Source organism: Kitasatospora sp. NPDC087861 (assembly GCF_044742585.1).
Taxonomy (GTDB): domain Bacteria; phylum Actinomycetota; class Actinomycetes; order Streptomycetales; family Streptomycetaceae; genus Kitasatospora.
Genome location: NZ_JBIUUS010000034.1, coordinates 1 through 18,976, shown reverse-complemented (window position 1 = coordinate 18,976; position 18,976 = coordinate 1). Strand labels below are relative to the sequence as shown.

General features: G+C 71.2%; 13 protein-coding genes. 10 read left to right on the top strand and 3 right to left on the bottom strand.

Annotated features, from left to right (window positions below):
• The first annotated feature begins 9 nt into the window (after nucleotides 1-9).
• Entirely contained in the window at nucleotides 10-1,260 is a 1,251-nt protein-coding gene (locus tag ACIOJE_RS33080; protein WP_400781296.1) for a hypothetical protein, read from the top strand.
• A gap of 72 nt (nucleotides 1,261-1,332) precedes the next feature.
• Here the strand turns inward: ACIOJE_RS33080 and ACIOJE_RS33075 are convergent, their stop codons facing one another.
• Both ACIOJE_RS33075 and eccCa read right to left on the bottom strand, forming a co-directional pair.
• Nucleotides 1,333-2,739, bottom strand: coding sequence for an APC family permease (locus tag ACIOJE_RS33075; RefSeq protein WP_280685376.1), 1,407 nt, complete (start codon nucleotides 2,737-2,739; stop codon nucleotides 1,333-1,335).
• Between the two features lie 482 nt (nucleotides 2,740-3,221).
• A complete protein-coding gene (gene eccCa / locus ACIOJE_RS33070; protein WP_400781294.1) occupies nucleotides 3,222-7,166 on the bottom strand; it encodes a type VII secretion protein EccCa in 3,945 nt (1,314 codons plus the stop codon).
• A gap of 397 nt (nucleotides 7,167-7,563) precedes the next feature.
• On the opposite strand from eccCa, the gene eccD reads away from it, so the two are divergent.
• From eccD to ACIOJE_RS33025, 9 genes are all read left to right on the top strand, one after another.
• Complete coding sequence (gene eccD / locus ACIOJE_RS33065) at nucleotides 7,564-9,021, top strand: type VII secretion integral membrane protein EccD (protein ID WP_400781292.1); 1,458 nt, start codon at nucleotides 7,564-7,566, stop codon at nucleotides 9,019-9,021.
• 216 nt (nucleotides 9,022-9,237) lie between these two features.
• Entirely contained in the window at nucleotides 9,238-9,528 is a 291-nt protein-coding gene (rpsO, locus tag ACIOJE_RS33060; protein ID WP_280685373.1) for a 30S ribosomal protein S15, read from the top strand.
• Nucleotides 9,529-9,984: 456 nt separating this feature from the next.
• Nucleotides 9,985-12,192: a polyribonucleotide nucleotidyltransferase gene (locus ACIOJE_RS33055; RefSeq protein ID WP_400781289.1), complete on the top strand. Its 2,208-nt coding sequence runs from the start codon at nucleotides 9,985-9,987 to the stop codon at nucleotides 12,190-12,192.
• A 114-nt stretch (nucleotides 12,193-12,306) separates the two neighbouring features.
• Nucleotides 12,307-13,659: a pitrilysin family protein gene (locus tag ACIOJE_RS33050; protein WP_280685371.1), complete on the top strand. Its 1,353-nt coding sequence runs from the start codon at nucleotides 12,307-12,309 to the stop codon at nucleotides 13,657-13,659.
• A gap of 14 nt (nucleotides 13,660-13,673) precedes the next feature.
• A complete protein-coding gene (dapB, locus tag ACIOJE_RS33045) occupies nucleotides 13,674-14,420 on the top strand; it encodes a 4-hydroxy-tetrahydrodipicolinate reductase (RefSeq protein ID WP_280685370.1) in 747 nt (248 codons plus the stop codon).
• A 7-nt stretch (nucleotides 14,421-14,427) separates the two neighbouring features.
• Nucleotides 14,428-14,886: a tetratricopeptide repeat protein gene (locus ACIOJE_RS33040; protein WP_280685369.1), complete on the top strand. Its 459-nt coding sequence runs from the start codon at nucleotides 14,428-14,430 to the stop codon at nucleotides 14,884-14,886.
• Entirely contained in the window at nucleotides 14,883-15,614 is a 732-nt protein-coding gene (gene thyX / locus ACIOJE_RS33035; protein ID WP_280685368.1) for an FAD-dependent thymidylate synthase, read from the top strand. Before ACIOJE_RS33040 ends, thyX begins: the two co-directional genes overlap by 4 nt.
• 225 nt (nucleotides 15,615-15,839) lie before the next feature.
• Nucleotides 15,840-16,739, top strand: a complete 900-nt coding sequence (dapA, locus tag ACIOJE_RS33030) for a 4-hydroxy-tetrahydrodipicolinate synthase (RefSeq protein ID WP_280685367.1) — start codon at nucleotides 15,840-15,842, stop codon at nucleotides 16,737-16,739.
• A 170-nt stretch (nucleotides 16,740-16,909) separates the two neighbouring features.
• Nucleotides 16,910-18,595, top strand: coding sequence for a ribonuclease J (locus tag ACIOJE_RS33025; RefSeq protein WP_280685366.1), 1,686 nt, complete (start codon nucleotides 16,910-16,912; stop codon nucleotides 18,593-18,595).
• Between the two features lie 179 nt (nucleotides 18,596-18,774).
• On the opposite strand, the gene ACIOJE_RS33020 is transcribed toward ACIOJE_RS33025, so the two are convergent.
• Nucleotides 18,775-18,976 (bottom strand): hypothetical protein (locus ACIOJE_RS33020; protein ID WP_400781282.1); only part of this gene is annotated, 202 nt, incomplete at its 5' end.

Sequence of the window (18,976 nt, the reverse complement as noted above, 5' to 3'; positions counted from 1 at the left end):
TGATCACCCATGTCCGAACCGGACAAGTTCGAGGACGATCTTCTCTACGCCATCACCCGCACGGGTGAGGGTTTCCGCACCGAGCAGTCCGACCTGGTCGCGGGCGGGTACCAGCGCGGCCGCCGCCGCTGGCGCCGCCGCTCGACCGTCGCGGTGGTGGGCGGCGCGGCCGCGCTGGCCCTGGTGGGCACCGGCGCGGTGTACCTCACCGGCTCCTCCCCGTCGAGCACGGCGACGGTGAGCGCGGCCGCCGCCCCGAGCACGGCCGGCGGCGCGGGCAGCGCCACCGGCTCGGCGACCCCGGCCTCCGCCTCGTCCGCCTCGGCGGCGCCCGCGGTCACCGGCGACGAGGTGCTGGCCGCCTTCCAGGCCCTGCTCCCCAAGGGCGAGACCACCGACGCCAAGGGCCGAGGCACGAACGACGGGCCGGCGAAGGGCACCTTCGCGGGCGCGGACCTGGTGTTCGACGACGGCCACGGCAAGTCGCTGCTCCAGATCGGGATCCAGAAGCACCGCAACGGGCAGACCCAGGACCGCTCCTGCCCGGACGCCAAGATCAACCGGATCGACTCGTGCGCGGTCACCACGCTGGCGGACGGCTCCAAGCTGTTCCTCAGCCAGGGCTACGAGTACCCGGACGGCCGTGCCACCACCAAGGAGTGGCTGGCGGTGCTGACCGGGCCGGACGGCCGGGAGATCATGATGAGCGAGTGGAACGCGGCGCAGGAGAAGGGCTCGCCCGACAGCCGCCCCAACCCGCCGCTCACCCTGGACCAGTTGAAGGCCGTCGTCACCGACAAGTCCTGGGACCGGATCGTCGCGGCGCTCCAGCCCGACGGTGTCGACAACTCGCAGCAGGACCCCGGGCTGTCCCTGGACGACCGTAAGGCGGTCCTGGCCAAGCTGCTGCCCGCCGGCGTGACCGTGACCAAGATCGACGGTAACGAGGTCCTCGCCGAGGTCCAGCTGGCCCAGGGGACGACCACCGGATCGCTGCTCCTGCGGGTGCAGAAGCTGGTCCAACAGCCGGGCGATCCGACGACGGAGAAGCTGTTCGAGGGCGCGACCGTCCTTCCCGAAGGGGGCAGGCTCAAGCTCTACGGCCCGGGCACGTCCAACCCGAAGAACCAGCAGATGGCGGACCTCCTGCGGGGTGACCTGCGCGTCATGGCCGCCCAGGGGGCGACCGGCAAGCCGCTGCTCACCCTGGATCAGCTGAAGGCGATCGCCACCAGCCCGGAGTGGAAGCTCAAGAAGTAACGCGAGACGAGAAGTGGCAGTGCCCCGGGCCGGGGGAGCCCGGGGCACTGCCGTGTGGGGGAGGGGTGGGGGTCAGGACTGCTGGTCCTCGGGCAGGCTGATCACCCAGCGGGTGTCCTGCCGGGGGCGCAGGTAGAACAGCCAGTAGAGGGTGGCGGCGGCGGTGATGCCGCCGGTCCACAGCAGGGGCTCGGTGTCCAGCTGGGTCATCACGTACACCAGGACGGCGATCAGCACCACCGGGACGGCCGGCCACAGCGGCATCCGCCAGGCGGCGGCGTGCTTGTGGTGGGCGCGGCGGGAGAGCAGCGCGGCGATCGCGACCAGCAGGTACATCCCGGTGACGGCGACGCCGGTGATGTTGCTGAGCAGCGCGCCCTTGACGAAGCAGAGCGCGGCGCCGGGCAGGCCGACGGCCAGGGTGGCGACCCACGGGGAGCCGAACCGGCCGAGGGTGCCGAAGGCCTTGTTGACCGGCTCGGGCCAGGCCTTGTCGCGGGCGGAGGCGAACAGCACCCGGGAGTTCTGGATGACCATGACGATGCCGGCGTTGATGATGGCCAGCGCGACGCAGAGGCTGATGAAGGTGCCGACCGCGGAGTTGCTCCACGCGGTGACCATGCCGGAGATGTCGCCGGAGCTCAGGGTCTGCAGGTCGGGGGCGCCCATGGTGATGGCGACGACCGGGACCAGGATGACGGCGGAGGAGATGCCGAGCGTCCACAGCACGGTGCGGGAGACGTTGCGGCGGGGGTTCTCCAGCTCCTCGGAGAGGTAGACGGCGGTGGAGAAGCCCTGGGTGATGAACAGGGCGATGCCGAGCGCGCCGACGATGGCGCCGATGCTCACCGTGGTGGTGGCGCCGCCGTCCCCGGTGACCACGCCGTGCAGCAGGCTGGGGGCGCCGCTGTTGGCGTGGGAGAAGCCGAGCACCGAGACGACGCCGGCCGCGATGACCTCCAGGACCAGGAAGACGCCGGTGATCCAGGCGTTGGCGCGCAGGTCGAGCAGGCCGGCCAGGGTGGCGGCGAGCATCACGGCGGCGCCGGTCATGGCCTTGTCGAGGTGCAGCACGGGGGCGAGGTAGTCGGCGGTGCCGAGGGCGATGACCGAGGGGACGATCATCACCACGATCAGCGAGAGCACGAAGACCAGCCAGCCGGCCAGCCGTCCGGCCAGGGTGCCGACCATCGCGTACTCGCCGCCGGCGCTGGGGATCAGGGTGCCGAGCTCGGAGTAGCAGAACGCGACGGCGACGCACAGGACGGTGCCGATGGCGATGGCCAGGGCGGTGGCGCTGCCGATGCTGGAGAACAGCTCCGGCACGATCACGAAGAGTGTGGAAGCCGGGGTGACGCAGGACAGCGTGAGCAGTGTCCCGCCCACGACGCCGATCGAGCGCTTGAGCTGCTGGGGCGCGGCGCCGGTGTCGGCCGTCGCGGTGGTCGCGGCGCGTGGCGGGCGAAGCGTGTCGGTCATGTGGCTTCCGATCGACTCTGTGCGGTCCTGTGGGTGGGAGCGGTATCGCCTCCGCTGGCTGGCTGCTCGGGTTCTGGTCCGGTCGCTCCTGGGGCGCAATGGAACCTTGGCGTATTGATTGCGTCAATGGCTCGAATGCTTCGGAATCCGTTGCGCGGAAGGGCATAAACATGCGATCCGATGATCACGCACGGTCATTGTGAGGTTTGTCCGACTTGTTACCTCTGCCACATTGCACTTGAATCCAAGGTGAACGGAGTGTTGCAGACCGCCATTCAAAGGTGCTGGCGGAGTCGGAAGGCGATACGTCCAGGCGCCCCCGCGGGCCGCCGCAACCCCCGGGCGGGGTACGAGAACCGCAGCCCCGCCCCGGAAAGATCTAGGTAACGTTTCGACACCTGGGACGCGAAAGGGGCCGGGCTCCTGCGAGCCCGACCCCTCGATCACTGTCCGTAGTCGTCGGCGTGGTGGCGTCGGCGTCCTCACGCCAGCGGCAGCCAGCCCGTCTGGACCATCTGCCCGCCGGTCGCCCGGCGCGACACGTACACCCCGCGGCCCGGCGGCAGCGGCATCGGCTTGACCGTCCCCAGCAGCGCGCCCTCGTCCCGGTTCCCGGAGAGGATCACGCCCTGCCCGCCCAGCTCGCGCATCCGCTGCAGCACCGGCTCGTACAGCGAGCGGCCGGCGCCGCCCGCGCTGCGGGCCACGATCACCCGCAGGCCGATGTCCCGGGCGAACGGCAGGAACTCCGCCAGCGGCGCCAGCGGGTTGCCCGAGCTCGTCGCGACCAGCTCGTAGTCGTCCACGATCACGAACATGTCCTTGCCGCTGTACCAGCTGCGGTTGCGCAGCTGCTCGGCGGTCACGTCCGGGCCCGGCAGGCGGCGCGCGCAGGCCCCGCGCAGCATGTCCACGATGGTCGCCATGGCCGGCTGCGCGGCCGCGTACTCCACCAGGTACTCCGGCGGCACGGTGCCCAGCAGCGCGCGCCGGTAGTCGCCGACCACGATGCCCGCCTGGTCCGGGGTGTACCGCTCGGTGATCTGCTTGATCAGCATCCGCAGCAGCGCGGACTTCCCCGACTCGGTGTCGCCGAAGACGATGAACAGCGGGTCGGTCTCGAAGTTCACGAACGCCGGCGCCAGCTCGGCCTCGTCCACGCCGAAGGCGATCCCGCGCTCCGGGTGCTCGAAGCCCTTCGGCAGCGAGGCCCCGTCCAGGACGGCCGGCAGCATCCGCACCTGCGGCGCGCGCGGGCCGCTCCAGGCCCCGGCGACGGCGGTGACCAGGCCGGCCACCCCGTCCTGCAGGTCCTCCACCGTGGAGGCGCCGTCCAGCCGCGGCAGGCCGGACAGGAAGTGCAGCCGCTCCGGGGTGATGCCGCGCCCGGCCAGCGCCGGGACGTTCTGCGCCACCCGGCGGTCGACCTCGGACTCCATCGCGTCGCCGAGCTTCAGCTCGGTCCGGTTCTGCAACAGGTCCTTCAGCGCCGGACGCACCTCCGCGTACCGGGCCGCGGTGACGATCAGGTGGACGCCGTAGCCGAGGCCGCGCTGGGCGATGTCGCCGATCACCGGCTCCAGCGCCTCGAACTCCTGCTTGAAGGTGTTCCAGCCGTCGATCACCAGGAACACGTCGCCGAACGCCTCGTCCGGCAGCTGCCCGGCTGCCCGGCGGGCCCGGTACGTCCCGATGGTGTCGATGCCCGCGGCCCGGAACAGCTCCTCGCGCCGGTTCAGCACCCCGTGCACCTCGGAGACCATCCGGCGCACCTTGTCGACGTCCAGGCGCCCGGCCACCCCGCCGACGTGCGGCAGCCCGGCCAGCGACTGGAAGCTGCCCGCGCCGAAGTCCAGCAGGTAGAACTGCACCTCCAGCGGGGTGTGGGTGAGCCCGAACGAGGCCACCGTGGTGCGCACCACCGTCGACTTGCCCGAGCGCGGGCCGCCCACGATCAGGCCGTGGCCGGCCGCCCCCGCGTAGTCGACCGCCAGGATGTCGGTCTTCTGCTCGCGCGGCTTGTCCACGATGCTGATCGGCACCCGCAGTCGGCCCACCGGGAAGCCGGGCGCGGTCAGCCCGCGCTCCGGCACCACCTGCAGCGGCGGCAGCAGGTGGTCCATGCTCGGCGCCTCCTCCAGCGGCGGCAGCCACACCTGGTGCGCGGCCGGGCCCTGGCCCGCCATCCGCTGCACGAACACGTCCAGCACGGTGTCGACCAGCGCGTCGTCCTGCTCCGGGGCCCGCGGCGCCTCCTCCTCCACGGTCGGCTCCGGCAGGTCCACCCGGGCCGCGGTGAACAGCACCGGGCGGGCGTTCACCCGCCGCCCGCCGGTCGACCGCTGCTGCCCCGGCGCCCGGTAGGGCCCCGAGACGTACGCGGCCTTGAACCGGTCCATCACGTCCTCGCCGAACTTGAGGTAGCCGACCCCCGGCACCGGCGGCAGGTGGTAGGCGTCCGGCACGCCGATCGCCGCCCGGGACTCGGCCGCGGAGAAGGTGCGCAGGCCGATCCGGTAGGAGAGGTAGGTGTCCAGGCCGCGCAGCTTGCCCTCCTCCAGGCGCTGCGAGGCCAGCAGCAGGTGCACCCCCAGGGACCGGCCGATCCGGCCGATCTGGATGAACATCTCGATGAAGTCCGGCTTGGCGGTGAGCAGTTCGGAGAACTCGTCGATGATCAGCACCAGCGAGGGCAGCGGGTCCAGCGCCGCGCCGGCCGCCCGGGCCCGCTCGTACTCGTGGATGTTGGCGTAGTTGCCCGCCGAGCGCAGCAGCTCCTGGCGGCGGTGCAGCTCGCCCTCGATCGCGTCCCGCATGCGGTCGACCAGGGTGAGCTCGCCCTCCAGGTTGGTGATCACCGCGGAGGTGTGCGGCATGTCCGTCATGCCGGAGAAGGTCGCACCGCCCTTGAAGTCGGCGAGGACGAAGTTCAGGATCTCCGAGGAGTGCGTCATCGCCAGCGCCAGCACCAGGGTGCGCAGCAGCTCCGACTTGCCGGAGCCGGTCGCGCCCACGCACAGGCCGTGCGGGCCCATGCCCTCCAGCGCGGCCTCCTTGATGTCCAGGTAGACGTGCTCGCCGTTCGCGCCGACCCCGATCGGCACCCGCATCCGCTCGTGCTGCGCGCGCGGCCGCCAGCTGCGCGTCACGTCGAAGGAGCCCGGATCGCCCGAGCTCATCAGGTCGGTGAAGTCCAGGTTCGACAGCAGCGGCTCGTCGTCCCCGCCGGCCGAGATCCGGTACGGCGCCAACTGCCGTGCCAGCGCCTCGGACTGCCAGACCGAGAGCAGGTCCGGCTTGCCGGTGTACGTCGCGCCGGAGGCCGAGCGCAGCTCCAGCTCCTGCGGGCCGACCGTCACCATCAGGTGCCCGCTCGGCTCGTCCAGGTCGCCCGGCACCACCTCGATGACAGTCACCCCCTGCACCCCCTCGGGGCTCGCCAGCAGCGAGTCGTGCGGCACCCCGGCGCCGTCCATCACCACCACCAGGTGCGGCTGGTCCGGCGCGGGCGCCGCGTCCCGGACGAACCGCTGGCGGCCGGCCAGCTCGTCCTGCAACAGGAACTCCAGCTCGGCCAGGTCGGTGGCGATCAGCCGGCGCGAACCCGCGCCGTCGGCCTCCTTGCGGTGCTGGTTGTGCGGGAGCCACTTGGTCCACTCCCACTCCTCCGCCGCGCCCGGGGCCGCGGCCACCGCGACCAGCAGGTCGTCCGGCGAGTGCAGAGTGGTCAGTTGGGCGATCATCGCGCGCACGTTGCCGTACACCGAGTCCGCGTCCCCGCACACCGTGATGTGGTAGAAGGCGCGCAGCGACACCGCCAACGGCAGGTCCTGCAGCGTGCCGTGCGCCTTCAGGAAGGAGTGCATCGCGGCAGCCGACAGCGGCTCCAGCTCGTCCATCGGCGCGGTCTGCGGAGCCACCAGCGGCGTCGACAGCTGCACCGGGCCCAGACCCACCCGGATCTGCGCGAAGTCGCCGTCCCCGGTCCGGCGCTCCCACAGCCGCCGGCCGTCCGCCACGATCGACCACAGCTGGTCCGGCGCCGGGTTCAGGAACAGCAGTGCGCCGCGCTGGCGCTCCGCCGTGCGGCGCACCTGGCGGCGCATCTGCTGCAGGTACTTGAGGTAGTCGCGCCGCTCGTCCGCCATCGCGGTCGAACCGCCCCTGCGGGCCCGCATGATCTGCGCCAGCACCATGCCGACCGTCGAGGCGATCATCAGACCGCCCATGATCTTCATCGGGGCCGCCGCGCCCGGCGAGAAGAAGAACACCGCCGAGCCGCCCATGCCGAGCATCGGCAGGATGCTCATCAGCCAGTCCTCGCGGCCCTGCCGGGGCAGTTCGGGCGGGGTCACCAGCTCCACCGGCTCGTCCGGCACCGCCGGCGGATAGGCCCTGGCCGGGCGCTTGACCGTGATCACACCCATGTGTCATCCACCCCGCGGCGTCGATCGATCACTTCGGCATCAGCCCTCATGCAACTGGACCCGTACGGTTCGTACGGGTTTCACGCGGGCGAGGACGCGCCACACGGCGCCGCCCCCCGTACCGCGCGCAGGGGCCGATCCTAACGGTCGCCCCCGCACCGCCCGCCAGGCCCCGACCCCGTACCGCCTACCCGGGCCCCGGCCCGGACCGGCGCCGGGCACGAACCGACCGGGTAGGGTAACGCCGCGCCAACTGGTGGCCCGCCCGGGCCGGTTCCACGGACCGCCGGCCACCGCGCAGCAGCCGTACCGACCGCCGCCGTGCCGCGGCACCGCCGACCAGCGGCACCGTCAACAAGGGGGAGCGCCCAGTGCGTCGAAGGATCGAGGTGCGGCGATGAGCAGTCCCGCTGCGACCGGCTACTGCCGGGTCACCGTCGTCGCCCCGGACCGCCGGATCGACGTCGCCCTGCCCGAGGACGTCCCGCTCGCGGACGTCTACCCCGAGGTGCTGCGCCTGGCCAACCAGACCCAGCCCGACGGCGCACCCACCGGCTTCCACCTGGTCCGCCGCGACGGCACCGTCCTCGACAGCGGCCTGCCGCTCGCCGCCCAGCAGGTCCGCGACGGAGACCTGCTCGCGCTGCGCCCCTTCGCCGAGTCCCTCCCGCCAGCCGTCTACGACGACGTCGCCGACGCGATCGCCAGCGCCGTCGAGACCGACCGCCGGTTCTGGAGCGCCGAACTCATGCGGGCCTTCGGCCTGATCGGCGCCGGAGTGCTGCTCACCCTGCTCGGCTTCGCGCTCTGGTTCGCCGACCTGCGCCACGACATGCACGGCCTGCCCGGGGTCCTGGCCGGCGTCACCGCCGTCGTCCTCACCGCGCTGGCCGCCGTCCGCGCCCGGGTCTACCAGGACGCCCACGCCGCCCTCGCGCTCGGCCTCGGCGCCCTGCCGCACGCCATGATCGGCGGCAGCGGCCTGCTCCCCGTCGCCCACCCGTGGGACGGCCCCGGCCGGCTCCAGTTCCTGGCCGGCTGCGTCACCGTCCTCGTGGTCGCCGTGCTGCTCGTCGGCCTGCTGCCGGAGAAGGACGCGGTGTTCGTCGCCGCCGCCCTGGTCGCGGCCGCCGGCGCGCTCGCCACCTTCGCCGCCGTCCTGCTGCCGGACACCCCGGCCGGGCACATCGCCGCCGTCACCGGCGTCACCGCCGTCGCGGCCGTCGGCTTCCTGCCCAGCCTCTCCGCCCGCTTCGCCCGGCTGCCCGTCGGCTTCAGCGCCCCCGGCCAGACCCGCACCCGCAGCCGCGACTACGACGAGCAGGCCGAGCGCGCCGAGGCCGTCCAGTACGAGCGGATCGCCCACCAGGCCCGCCGCGGCCACGAGGTCCTGGTCGGCCTGGTCGGCGGTTGCTCCGCGGTCGTGGTCGGCTCCTGCGCCGTCCTCGGCTTCACCGACAAGACGTTCCCCGAGCTGCTCGAGCTCGCCCTGGGCCTGGCCACGATGCTGCGCGCCCGGCTGTTCCGCTACACCGCGCAGGTCTTCAGCCTCACCATCGCCGGACTGCTCGGCCTGTCCCTGCTGATCGTCGGCCTGTCCCTGCACACGCCGCAGTTCATCCTGCGCGCCGCCAGCTCCACCGAGGTCGACCTGCGCACCATCTGGCTGGCCGCCTCCATCGCGTTCGGCGCCGCACTGCTCGCCGCGATCGCCCTGGTGGTGCCGCGGCTCGGCGTCTCCCCGTTCTGGGGGCGCATCCTGGACCTGGTCGACAGCCTCACCCTGATCTCCCTCGTCCCGCTGGCGCTCGCCGTCCTGGACATCTACCGGCTGGTCCGCGGCGCCACCAGCTGACCGCCCCGAGCCGACCGCCCCGACCGCCCGGCTGCCCGCCCACCCGGACCGGACCGGCCCGGGTGGGCGGCACTGGTACCCTTGGCCTTCGAGCGCAGCCGTGTGTCCGCCCCCGGTGGGTCGCAGACCGCCGGCCGTGCTCCGTCACGACACCGAGTTCTCGATGAGTCCTGTGTTGTCGACCAGGACCGCTCGGTAGACCTTGAAGGAGTTGCAGTGGCTCTCGCCTCTGACGTCAAGAAGCAGATCATCGCCGAATTCGGCACCAAGGAGGGCGACACCGGCTCCCCCGAGGTCCAGGTGGCCATGCTCTCCCGTCGTATCTCGGACCTGACCGAGCACCTCAAGACCCACAAGCACGACCACCACTCGCGTCGTGGCCTGCTGATCCTGGTCGGCCAGCGTCGCCGCCTGCTGCAGTACCTGGCCAAGAAGGACATCGAGCGCTTCCGTACGCTCGTCGACCGTCTCGGCATCCGCCGCGGTGCCGCCGGCGGCGCCCGCTAAGCACGCCGCTCGGGGCGGCTCCCCACACCGGGGAGCCGCCCCTCGCGCGTATGCCGCGGCCGTGCCGGACCGCGGCGCCCGGACATAACAACTCGCGCGCACCTCCCCTGGTGGCCGAGGATTGCACCGTAGGGTTGTGGGCATGCCGGGTGATGGCGCACCAGCGCGCCACCCGGGCAGAAGGACCCGAACCCCCCGCGGGCCGAAGGCTTCAAACGGAAGCCGCCCGCATCCGAGAGAGCGTCCAGACGCGGACCGCCCGCCCCGGCCCGGCAGCCGTGAGGCGCCGGTCCTCGGTAGTGGCCCCCGGAAGCCCCGCAGACCGAGCGGAGCACCCCGGAGGCTTCGATCGAAGACCGGCCCGACTGCCACCTCCCTGACGGGAGGACCCAGGGCCAGCCGGCAGGCAGCGCGGGGACGCTCTCCCGGAGACGTACGAAAGAGGAGATCTTCCAGGTGGAAGAGAACGTGTTCTACGCCGAGGCCGTGATCGACAACGGTTCCTTCGGCACCCGTACCATCCGCTTCGAGACCGGCCGTCTGGCCCGTCAGGCCGCCGGCTCCGCCGTGGCCTACCTGGACGACGACACCATGGTGCTGTCGGCCACCAGCGCGTCCAAGCAGCCGAAGGAGCACTTCGACTTCTTCCCGCTGACCGTGGACGTCGAGGAGCGGATGTACGCCGCGGGCCGGATCCCCGGCTCGTTCTTCCGTCGTGAGGGCCGGCCCTCCGAGGACGCGATCCTCACCTGCCGCCTGATCGACCGCCCGCTGCGCCCGTCCTTCGTCAAGGGCCTGCGCAACGAGGTTCAGGTCGTCTGCACCGTGATGGCGCTCAACCCCGACCACCTGTACGACGTGGTGGCCATCAACGCCGCCTCCGCGTCCACCCAGCTGGCCGGCCTGCCGTTCTCCGGCCCGATCGGCGGCGTCCGCGTCGCGCTGATCAAGGGCCAGTGGGTGGCCTTCCCGACCCACAGCGAGCTGGAGTCGGCCGTCTTCGACATGGTCGTCGCCGGTCGCGTCCTGCCGGACGGCGACGTTGCGATCATGATGGTCGAGGCCGAGGCCACCGACAAGACCATCAAGCTGGTCGCCGACGGCGCCGAGGCCCCGACCGAGGACGTCGTCGCCGCCGGTCTGGACGCCGCCAAGCCGTTCATCAAGGTGCTGTGCGCCGCCCAGGCCCAGCTCGCCGCCCAGGCCGCCAAGCCGACCGGCGAGTTCCCGGTCTTCCTGGACTACCAGGACGACGTGCTCGCCGCGCTGACCGCCGCCGTCAAGGACGAGCTCGCGCAGGCCCTCACCATCCCGGGCAAGCAGGAGCGCAACAACGAGCTGGACCGCGTCAAGGCGCTGGCCGCCGAGAAGCTGCTCCCCGAGTTCGAGGGCCGCGAGAAGGAGATCAGCGCCGCCTACAACGCGCTGACCAAGAAGATCGTCCGCGAGCGCGTCATCAAGGACAAGGTCCGCATCGACGGCCGCGGTGTCACCGACATCCGCACCCTGGCCGCCGAGGTCGAGGCCATCCCGCGCGTTCACGGCTCGGCCCTGTTCGAGCGTGGCGAGACCCAGATCCTGGGCGTCACCACCCTGAACATGCTGCGCATGGAGCAGCAGCTGGACACGCTCTCCCCGGAGACGCGTCGCCGCTACATGCACAACTACAACTTCCCGCCGTACTCGGTCGGCGAGACCGGCCGCGTGGGTGCGCCCAAGCGCCGCGAGATCGGCCACGGCGCGCTGGCGGAGCGGGCGATCATCCCCGTGCTGCCCTCCCGCGAGGAGTTCCCGTACGCTATCCGCCAGGTCTCCGAGGCGCTCGGCTCCAACGGCTCCACCTCGATGGGCTCGGTCTGCGCCTCCACCATGTCGCTGCTGAACGCCGGTGTGCCGCTGAAGGCCGCCGTCGCCGGTATCGCCATGGGCCTGATCTCCCAGGAGGTCGACGGTGAGACCCACTACGTCGCGCTGACCGACATCCTCGGTGCCGAGGACGCGTACGGCGACATGGACTTCAAGGTCGCCGGTACCCGCAACTTCATCACCGCGCTGCAGCTGGACACCAAGCTCAACGGCATCCCGGCGTCGGTGCTCGGCGCCGCGCTGAAGCAGGCCCGCGACGCCCGCATGCACATCCTCGACGTGATGAACGAGGCCATCGACTCTCCGGACGAGATGTCCCCGAACGCGCCGCGCATCATCACCATCAAGATCCCGGTGGACAAGATCGGTGAGGTCATCGGCCCCAAGGGCAAGATGATCAACCAGATCCAGGAGGACACCGGCGCCGAGATCACGATCGAGGACGACGGCACCATCTACATCGGTGCCGCCGACGGACCGGCCGCCGAGGCCGCCCGCACCACGATCAACCAGATCGCCAACCCGACCATGCCGGAGGTCGGCGAGCGCTACCTGGGCACCGTGGTCAAGACCACGACGTTCGGCGCGTTCGTCTCGCTCATGCCGGGCAAGGACGGCCTGCTGCACATCTCGCAGATCCGCAAGCTGGCCGGCGGCAAGCGCGTCGAGAACGTCGAGGACGTCCTCGGTGTCGGCGCCAAGGTCCAGGTCGAGATCGCCGAGATCGACCCGCGCGGCAAGCTCTCCCTGATCCCGGTCGTCGAGGGCGAGGAAGGCGGCGAGGCCGCTTCCGAGTGAAGCGCCGCTAGCTGACCCCTTGCGGCCCGTACGCCTCCCGGCGTGCGGGCCGCACCCTGTTGCCCCGCGTTCGTCCGTGCGTTCCCACGCGCGTTTCCTCTGGAGGTACCCCCCGTGGCTCAGGCCCCGGCGGCGAAGCAGCGCCCCGGCACCACCCGGACCCTGCTCAAGGGCGCCGACGGCGCCGGCACGGTGCGCCGCACCGTCCTCCCCGGCGGCCTTCGGGTCGTCACCGAAACCCTGCCGACGGTGCGCTCCGCGACCTTCGGCATCTGGGTCGGCGTCGGCTCGCGGGACGAGACCCCGCAGCTGAACGGCGCCACCCACTACCTGGAGCACCTGCTCTTCAAGGGCACCGAGCGGCGCAGCGCGCTGGACATCTCGGCCGCCCTGGACGCGGTCGGCGGCGAGATGAACGCCTTCACCGCGAAGGAGAACACCTGCTACTACGCCCGGGTCCTGGACACCGACCTGCCGCTGGCCATCGACGTGGTCTGCGACATGGTCACCGGCTCGCTGATCCGCTCCGAGGACGTCGACTCCGAGCGCGGCGTCATCCTCGAGGAGATGGCGATGGCCGAGGACGACCCGGGCGACGTGGTGCACGACCTGTTCGCCAAGGTGATCTTCGGCAGCGGCCCGCTCGGCCGCCCGATCCTCGGCACCCAGGAGACCATCAAGGCGCTCACCCGGGACCAGATCGCCGGCTTCTACCGCCGCCGCTACCGGCCCGAGAACCTGGTCGTCTCCGCCGCCGGCAACCTCGACCACCGCAAGGTGGTCAAGCAGGTCGAGCAGGCCTTCGCGCCGGTGCTGGCCCAGTCCACCGCGGCCCCCGCCGAGGCCCGCCGCGGCGTCAAGACGCTGCGCACGGCCGGCCGGGTCGAGGTGCTCAACCGCTCCACCGAACAGGCCCACCTGGTGCTGGGTCTGCCCGGGGTGCCGCGGCACGACGAGCGCCGCTGGGCGATGGGCGTGCTCAACGCGGCCCTCGGCGGCGGGATGAGCTCCCGGCTGTTCCAGGAGGTCCGGGAGAAGCGCGGCCTGGCGTACTCGGTGTACTCGTACTCCTCGTCCTACGCGGACAGCGGCTTGTTCGGCATCTACGCCGGCTGCCAGCCCAAGCGGGTCGAGGAGGTGCTGCGGATCTGCCGCGAGGAGCTGGCCAAGGTGGTCGCCGAGGGCATCACCGAGGAGGAGCTGCAGCGGGCGATCGGCCAGATCTCCGGCTCCACCGTGCTGGGCATGGAGGACACCGGTTCGCTGATGAACCGGATCGGCAAGGCCGAGCTGAGCTACGGGCACCACCTGTCGGTGGACGACATGCTGGCGCGGATCGCGGCCGTGACCCTGGACGACGTCCAGGCGGTGGCCCGTGATGTGCTGGGCGCGTACCGGCCGTCGCTGGCGCTGATCGGCCCGGTCAACGACAAGCGGGCCGCCAAGCTCGTCGATCTGCTGGTGTGAGAGGACATTTCACTATGACGCTGCGTGTCGCCGTGATCGGAGCCAACGGCCGGATCGGCTCCGAGGCGGTCAAGGCCGTCGAGGCCGCGCCGGACCTCGACCTGGTCGCCACTCTCGGCCGCGGGTCCGCGTTGGAGGAGCTGACCGCGGCCGGTGTCCAGGTCGCCGTCGAGCTCACCCACCCGGACTCGGTGATGGGCAACCTCGACTACTGCCTGCACCACGGCATCCACGTGGTCACCGGCACGACCGGCTGGACGGACGAGCGGCTGGCCACCGTCCGCGGCTGGCTCGACCAGGCCCCGGAGCTGGGCCTGCTGATCGCGCCGAACTTCTCCATCGGCGCGGTGCTCGGCATGAAGTTCGCCCAGACGGCGGCGAAGTACTTCGAGTCGGTCGAGGTGGTCGAGCTGCACCACGACCGCAAGGCCGACGCCCCCAGCGGCACCGCCACCCGCACCGCGCAGCTGATCGCCGCCGCCCGCGCCGAGGCCGGCCGGCCGCCGCAGCAGGACCCGACCACCCACAGCCTGCCCGGCGCGCGCGGCGCCGACGTGGACGGGGTGCCGGTGCACGCCGTCCGGCTGCGCGGGCTGCTCGCCCACCAGCAGGTGATGTTCGGCGACACCGGCGAGACGCTCACCATCCGGCACGACTCGCTGCACCACAGCAGCTTCATGCCGGGCATCCTGCTGGGCGTGCGCAAGGTCGTCGAGACGCCGGGCCTCACCCTGGGCCTCGAACACTTCCTGGATCTGTGAGCCCGTCATGACGTCCCGTACCGGTTTCTTCGTCCTGTCCGGCGTACTGCTGCTGGTCGCCCTGCTCTGTGTCGGGGAGGGCGTCCAGCTGGTCGCCACCGGCAAGCCGCTGGGCATCGGCATCGGCCTCTGCGCCTTCGTCATCCCGGTGATCGGCGTCTGGTTCCTGCGCCAGACCGTCCGCTTCGGCCGGGCCAGCGAGCAGCTCGCCCGGGAGCTGGAGGCCGAGGGCGGCCTGCCGGTGGACGAGCTCAAGCGCACCACCGGCGGGCGGATCGACCGGGCCTCGGCCGACGCGGTGTTCGCCCGCCGCCAGGGCGAGGCGGAGGCCGCGCCGGGCGACTGGCGGGTCTGGTTCCGCCTCGCGGTGGCGTACGCCGACGCCGGCGACACCCCGCGCGCCCGCAAGACCATGCAGCACGCCATCAAGCTGCACAGCACCGAACCCGCAAGGAGTAACGCGTGAGCGACGAACCGACGGCCCCCAGCTTCCGCAGCGACGTGACCGTGGAACTGGTCCGCAGCGCGGCCGCCGACTCGGACGTCATCTGGGCGGCCCGCGTCTCGACCGCGGGGGAGCAGTCCCTGGAGGCGGTCCAGCAGGACCCCGAGAAGTCCAAGGGCCTGATCAACTTCCTGATGCGGGACCGGCACGGCACCCCCTTCGAGCACAACTCGATGACCTTCTTCATCAGCGCGCCGATCTTCGTGTTCCGCGAGTTCCACCGGCACCGCAGCGGCTGGTCCTACAACGAGGAGTCCGGCCGCTACCGCGAGCTGCAGCCGGTCTTCTACGTCCCGGCGGAGGAGCGCAAGCTCGTCCAGCAGGGCCGCCCGGGCCGCTACGAGTTCGTCGACGGAACCCCCGAGCAGCACAAGACCACCACCGAGGCGATGGAGGCCGCGTACCGCGAGGCCTACGCGCGCTACCAGGAGATGCTGGCGGCCGGCGTGGCCCGCGAGGTGGCCCGCGCGGTGCTGCCGGTCGGCCTGTTCTCCTCGATGTACGCGACCTGCAACTCCCGCTCGCTGATGCACTTCCTGTCGCTGCGGACCAAGCGGGAGAACTCGGCGGTGCCGTCCTTCCCGCAGCGCGAGATCGAGATGGTCGCCGAACAGATGGAGCAGGAGTGGGCGCGGCTCATGCCGCTCACCCATGCGGCCTTCGAGAAGCACGGCCGGGTCGCTCCCTGACCTGGGACGATAGGCATATGGACCGAGTGTCGTGCATGTCTGGATTGCGGCTTTTCTGACCGCTCCCTACATTCGTGAACACGGATTCCGGTGCTGCCCGAACCCCCGAGCGGGCAGCACCGGGATCCCACCCACCGCCTGTTTCCGCCGCTCACCGCGCATGCCCTGTCCGAACCCTGGACCGGCATGGGTACCGTCCCACCGCCTACGAGTAGCTTTGGACGCATGGCTCCGACCTCCACCCCCCAGACCCCGTTCGGCCGGGTCCTGACCGCGATGGTCACCCCGTTCACCGCCGACGGCGGACTCGACCTCGACGGCGCCCAGCGCCTCGCCACGCACCTCGTGGACTCCGGCAACGACGGCCTCGTCGTCAACGGCACCACCGGGGAGTCCCCGACCACCAGCGACGCCGAGAAGGCCCAGCTCGTCCGCGCCGTGGTGGAGGCGGTCGGGGACCGCGCCCACGTGGTGGCGGGCGTCGGCACCAACGACACCCACCACAGCGCCGAACTGGCCCGGCAGGCGGAGGCCGCCGGAGCCCACGGCCTGCTGGTCGTCACGCCGTACTACAGCAAGCCCCCGCAGGAGGGCCTGTACCGGCACACCGTGCACATCGCCGACGCCACCGGGCTGCCGGTCATGCTGTACGACATCCCGGGCCGCAGCGGCGTCGCGCTGAGCCACGAGACGCTGGTCCGGCTCGGCGAGCACCCGCGGATCGTCGCCAACAAGGACGCCAAGGGCGACCTCGGCGCCGCCGCCTGGGCCATCGCCCGCTCCGACCTCGCCTGGTACTCCGGGGACGACATCCTGAACCTGCCGCTGCTGTCCGTCGGCGCCGCCGGCGTGGTCAGCGTCGTCGGACACGTCGTGGCCGGTGAACTGCGTGCGATGATCGAGGCCTACCTGGCCGGCGATGTGGCCAAGGCCACGGCGATCCACCAGAGCCTGCTCCCGGTGTTCAGCGGTATGTTCCGCACGCAGGGAGTCATCCTGGCCAAGGCCGCCCTGGAGCTCCAGGGACTGCCGGCCGGTCCGCTGCGGCTGCCCCTGGTCGGTGCGACTCCCGAGGAGATCGCGCAATTGACGAAGGATCTCGCCGCCGGCGGGGTACACCTGTAGCAGACAAAGACGTGCGCGCCCCGGCTCGCCGGACCCTCACGGGCCCGCCGCTGGACCGGATCGAAGGCGCGAGAGCACAGACCCGGTAGGAAAACGACACTGAGTACGCACGCCATATGTCTCCAGGGGGAGGACCCCGGGCATGTGGCGTGCGTCGTGAGGAGAGTCTTTTGAGCCACCCGCATCCCGAACTCGGCGCGCCCCCGGCCCTGAAGGAGGGCGCCCTCCGCATCACTCCGCTCGGCGGCCTGGGCGAGATCGGCCGCAACATGACGGTCCTCGAATTCGGGGACCGCATTCTGATCGTCGACTGCGGCGTCCTCTTCCCCGAGGACGAGCAGCCCGGCGTGGACCTGATCCTCCCGGACTTCAGCTACATCCGGGACCGCCTCGACAAGATCGACGGCATCGTCCTCACCCACGGGCACGAGGACCACATCGGCGCCGTCCCGTTCCTCCTGCGGGAGAACCCGGACATCCCGCTGATCGGCTCCAAGCTGACCCTCGCCCTGATCGAGGCCAAGCTCGTCGAGCACCGCATCCGGCCGTACGTGCTGGAGGTCAAGGAGGGCGAGCGCGAGCGCATCGGCCCCTTCGACTGCGAGTTCATCGCGGTCAACCACTCCATCCCGGACGCGCTCGCGGTCGCCGTGCGCACGCCCGCCGGCATGGTCGTCGCCACCGGTGACTTCAAGATGGACCAGCTGCCGCTCGACGGCCGCCTCACCGACCTGCCGACCTTCGCCAAGCTGGCCGAGGAGGGCATGGACCTGCTGCTGGTGGACTCCACCAACGCCGAGGTCCCCGGCTTCATCCCGCACGAGCGCGACATCTCGGCCGCGCTGCGAAACGTTTTCGCGAACGCGGACAAGCGCATCATCGTCGCCTCCTTCGCCAGCCACGTGCACCGCATCCAGCAGGTGTTGGACGCCGCGCACGAGTACAAGCGCAAGGTCGCCTTCGTCGGCCGCTCGATGGTCCGCAACATGGGCATCGCCCGCGACCTCGGCTACCTGAAGGTCCCCGGCAACATGGTCGTGGACGTCAAGCAGCTGGACGACCTGCCGGACAAGGAGGTCGTGCTGATCTGTACCGGCTCGCAGGGCGAGCCGATGGCCGCGCTGTCCCGGATGGCCAACCGCGACCACCAGATCCGCATCGTCGAGGGCGACACCGTCGTCCTGGCGTCCTCGCTCATCCCGGGCAACGAGAACGCCGTCTACCGGGTGATCAACGGCCTCACCCGCTGGGGCGCCAAGGTCGTGCACAAGGGCAACGCCAAGGTGCACGTCTCCGGCCACGCCTCGGCCGGCGAGCTGCTGTACTTCTTCAACATCTGCAAGCCGCGCAACCTGATGCCGGTCCACGGCGAGTGGCGCCACCTGCGGGCCGCCGCCGAGCTGGGCATCGCCACCGGCATTCCGCGCAACCGCGTGGTCATCGCCGAGGACGGCGTCTGCGTCGACCTGGAGAAGGGCGTCGCCCGGATCGTCGGCAAGGTCCAGGCCGGGTACGTCTACGTGGACGGCGCCTCGGTCGGCGACATCACCGAGGCCTCGCTCAAGGACCGCAGGATCCTCGGCGAGGAGGGCTTCATCTCGGTCTTCGTCGCGGTCGACTCGACCAACGGCAAGATCGTGGGCAGCCCGACCATCCAGGCGCGCGGCTCCGGCATCGAGGACAGCGCGTTCACGCCGGTCGCCGCCAGGCTCCAGGAGGCCCTGGACCGCTCGGCGAGCGACGGTGTCCTGGAGCCCCGTCAGGTGCAGCAGCTGGTCCGCCGGACCATCGGCAAGTGGGTGGCGGACAACTACCGCCGCCGGCCGATGATCCTGCCGGTCGTCGTCGAGGTCTAAGCACCCCGGCGGCCGGTCCACGGCTGGTTTGACGTGGGGCAGCCCGGTGCGTAATGTTCTCCGGGTTGCCCCACGGGACGGCCCCGCAGGAAGCCCTCGAATATGAATTCGAGAAGGACCGCGGAAAACGGCCCGAGAAACTCTGATAGAGTTCGGGAGCGCCGAAAGGCGAAAGCCGATCAGGTAAATGAAACTCCGGAAAACGGAGCGGAAAACATCTGATAAGCTGGAAACACGAAAGAACGAAGCGCCCGGAGGGCCCGCTGGAAGGCGGTCCGAAGGAAGCGTCCGTTCCTTGAGAACTCAACAGCGTGCCAAAAGTCAACGCCAGATATGTTGACATCCCCGGCCTCGATCGTCTGATCGGGGTTGGAGATTCCT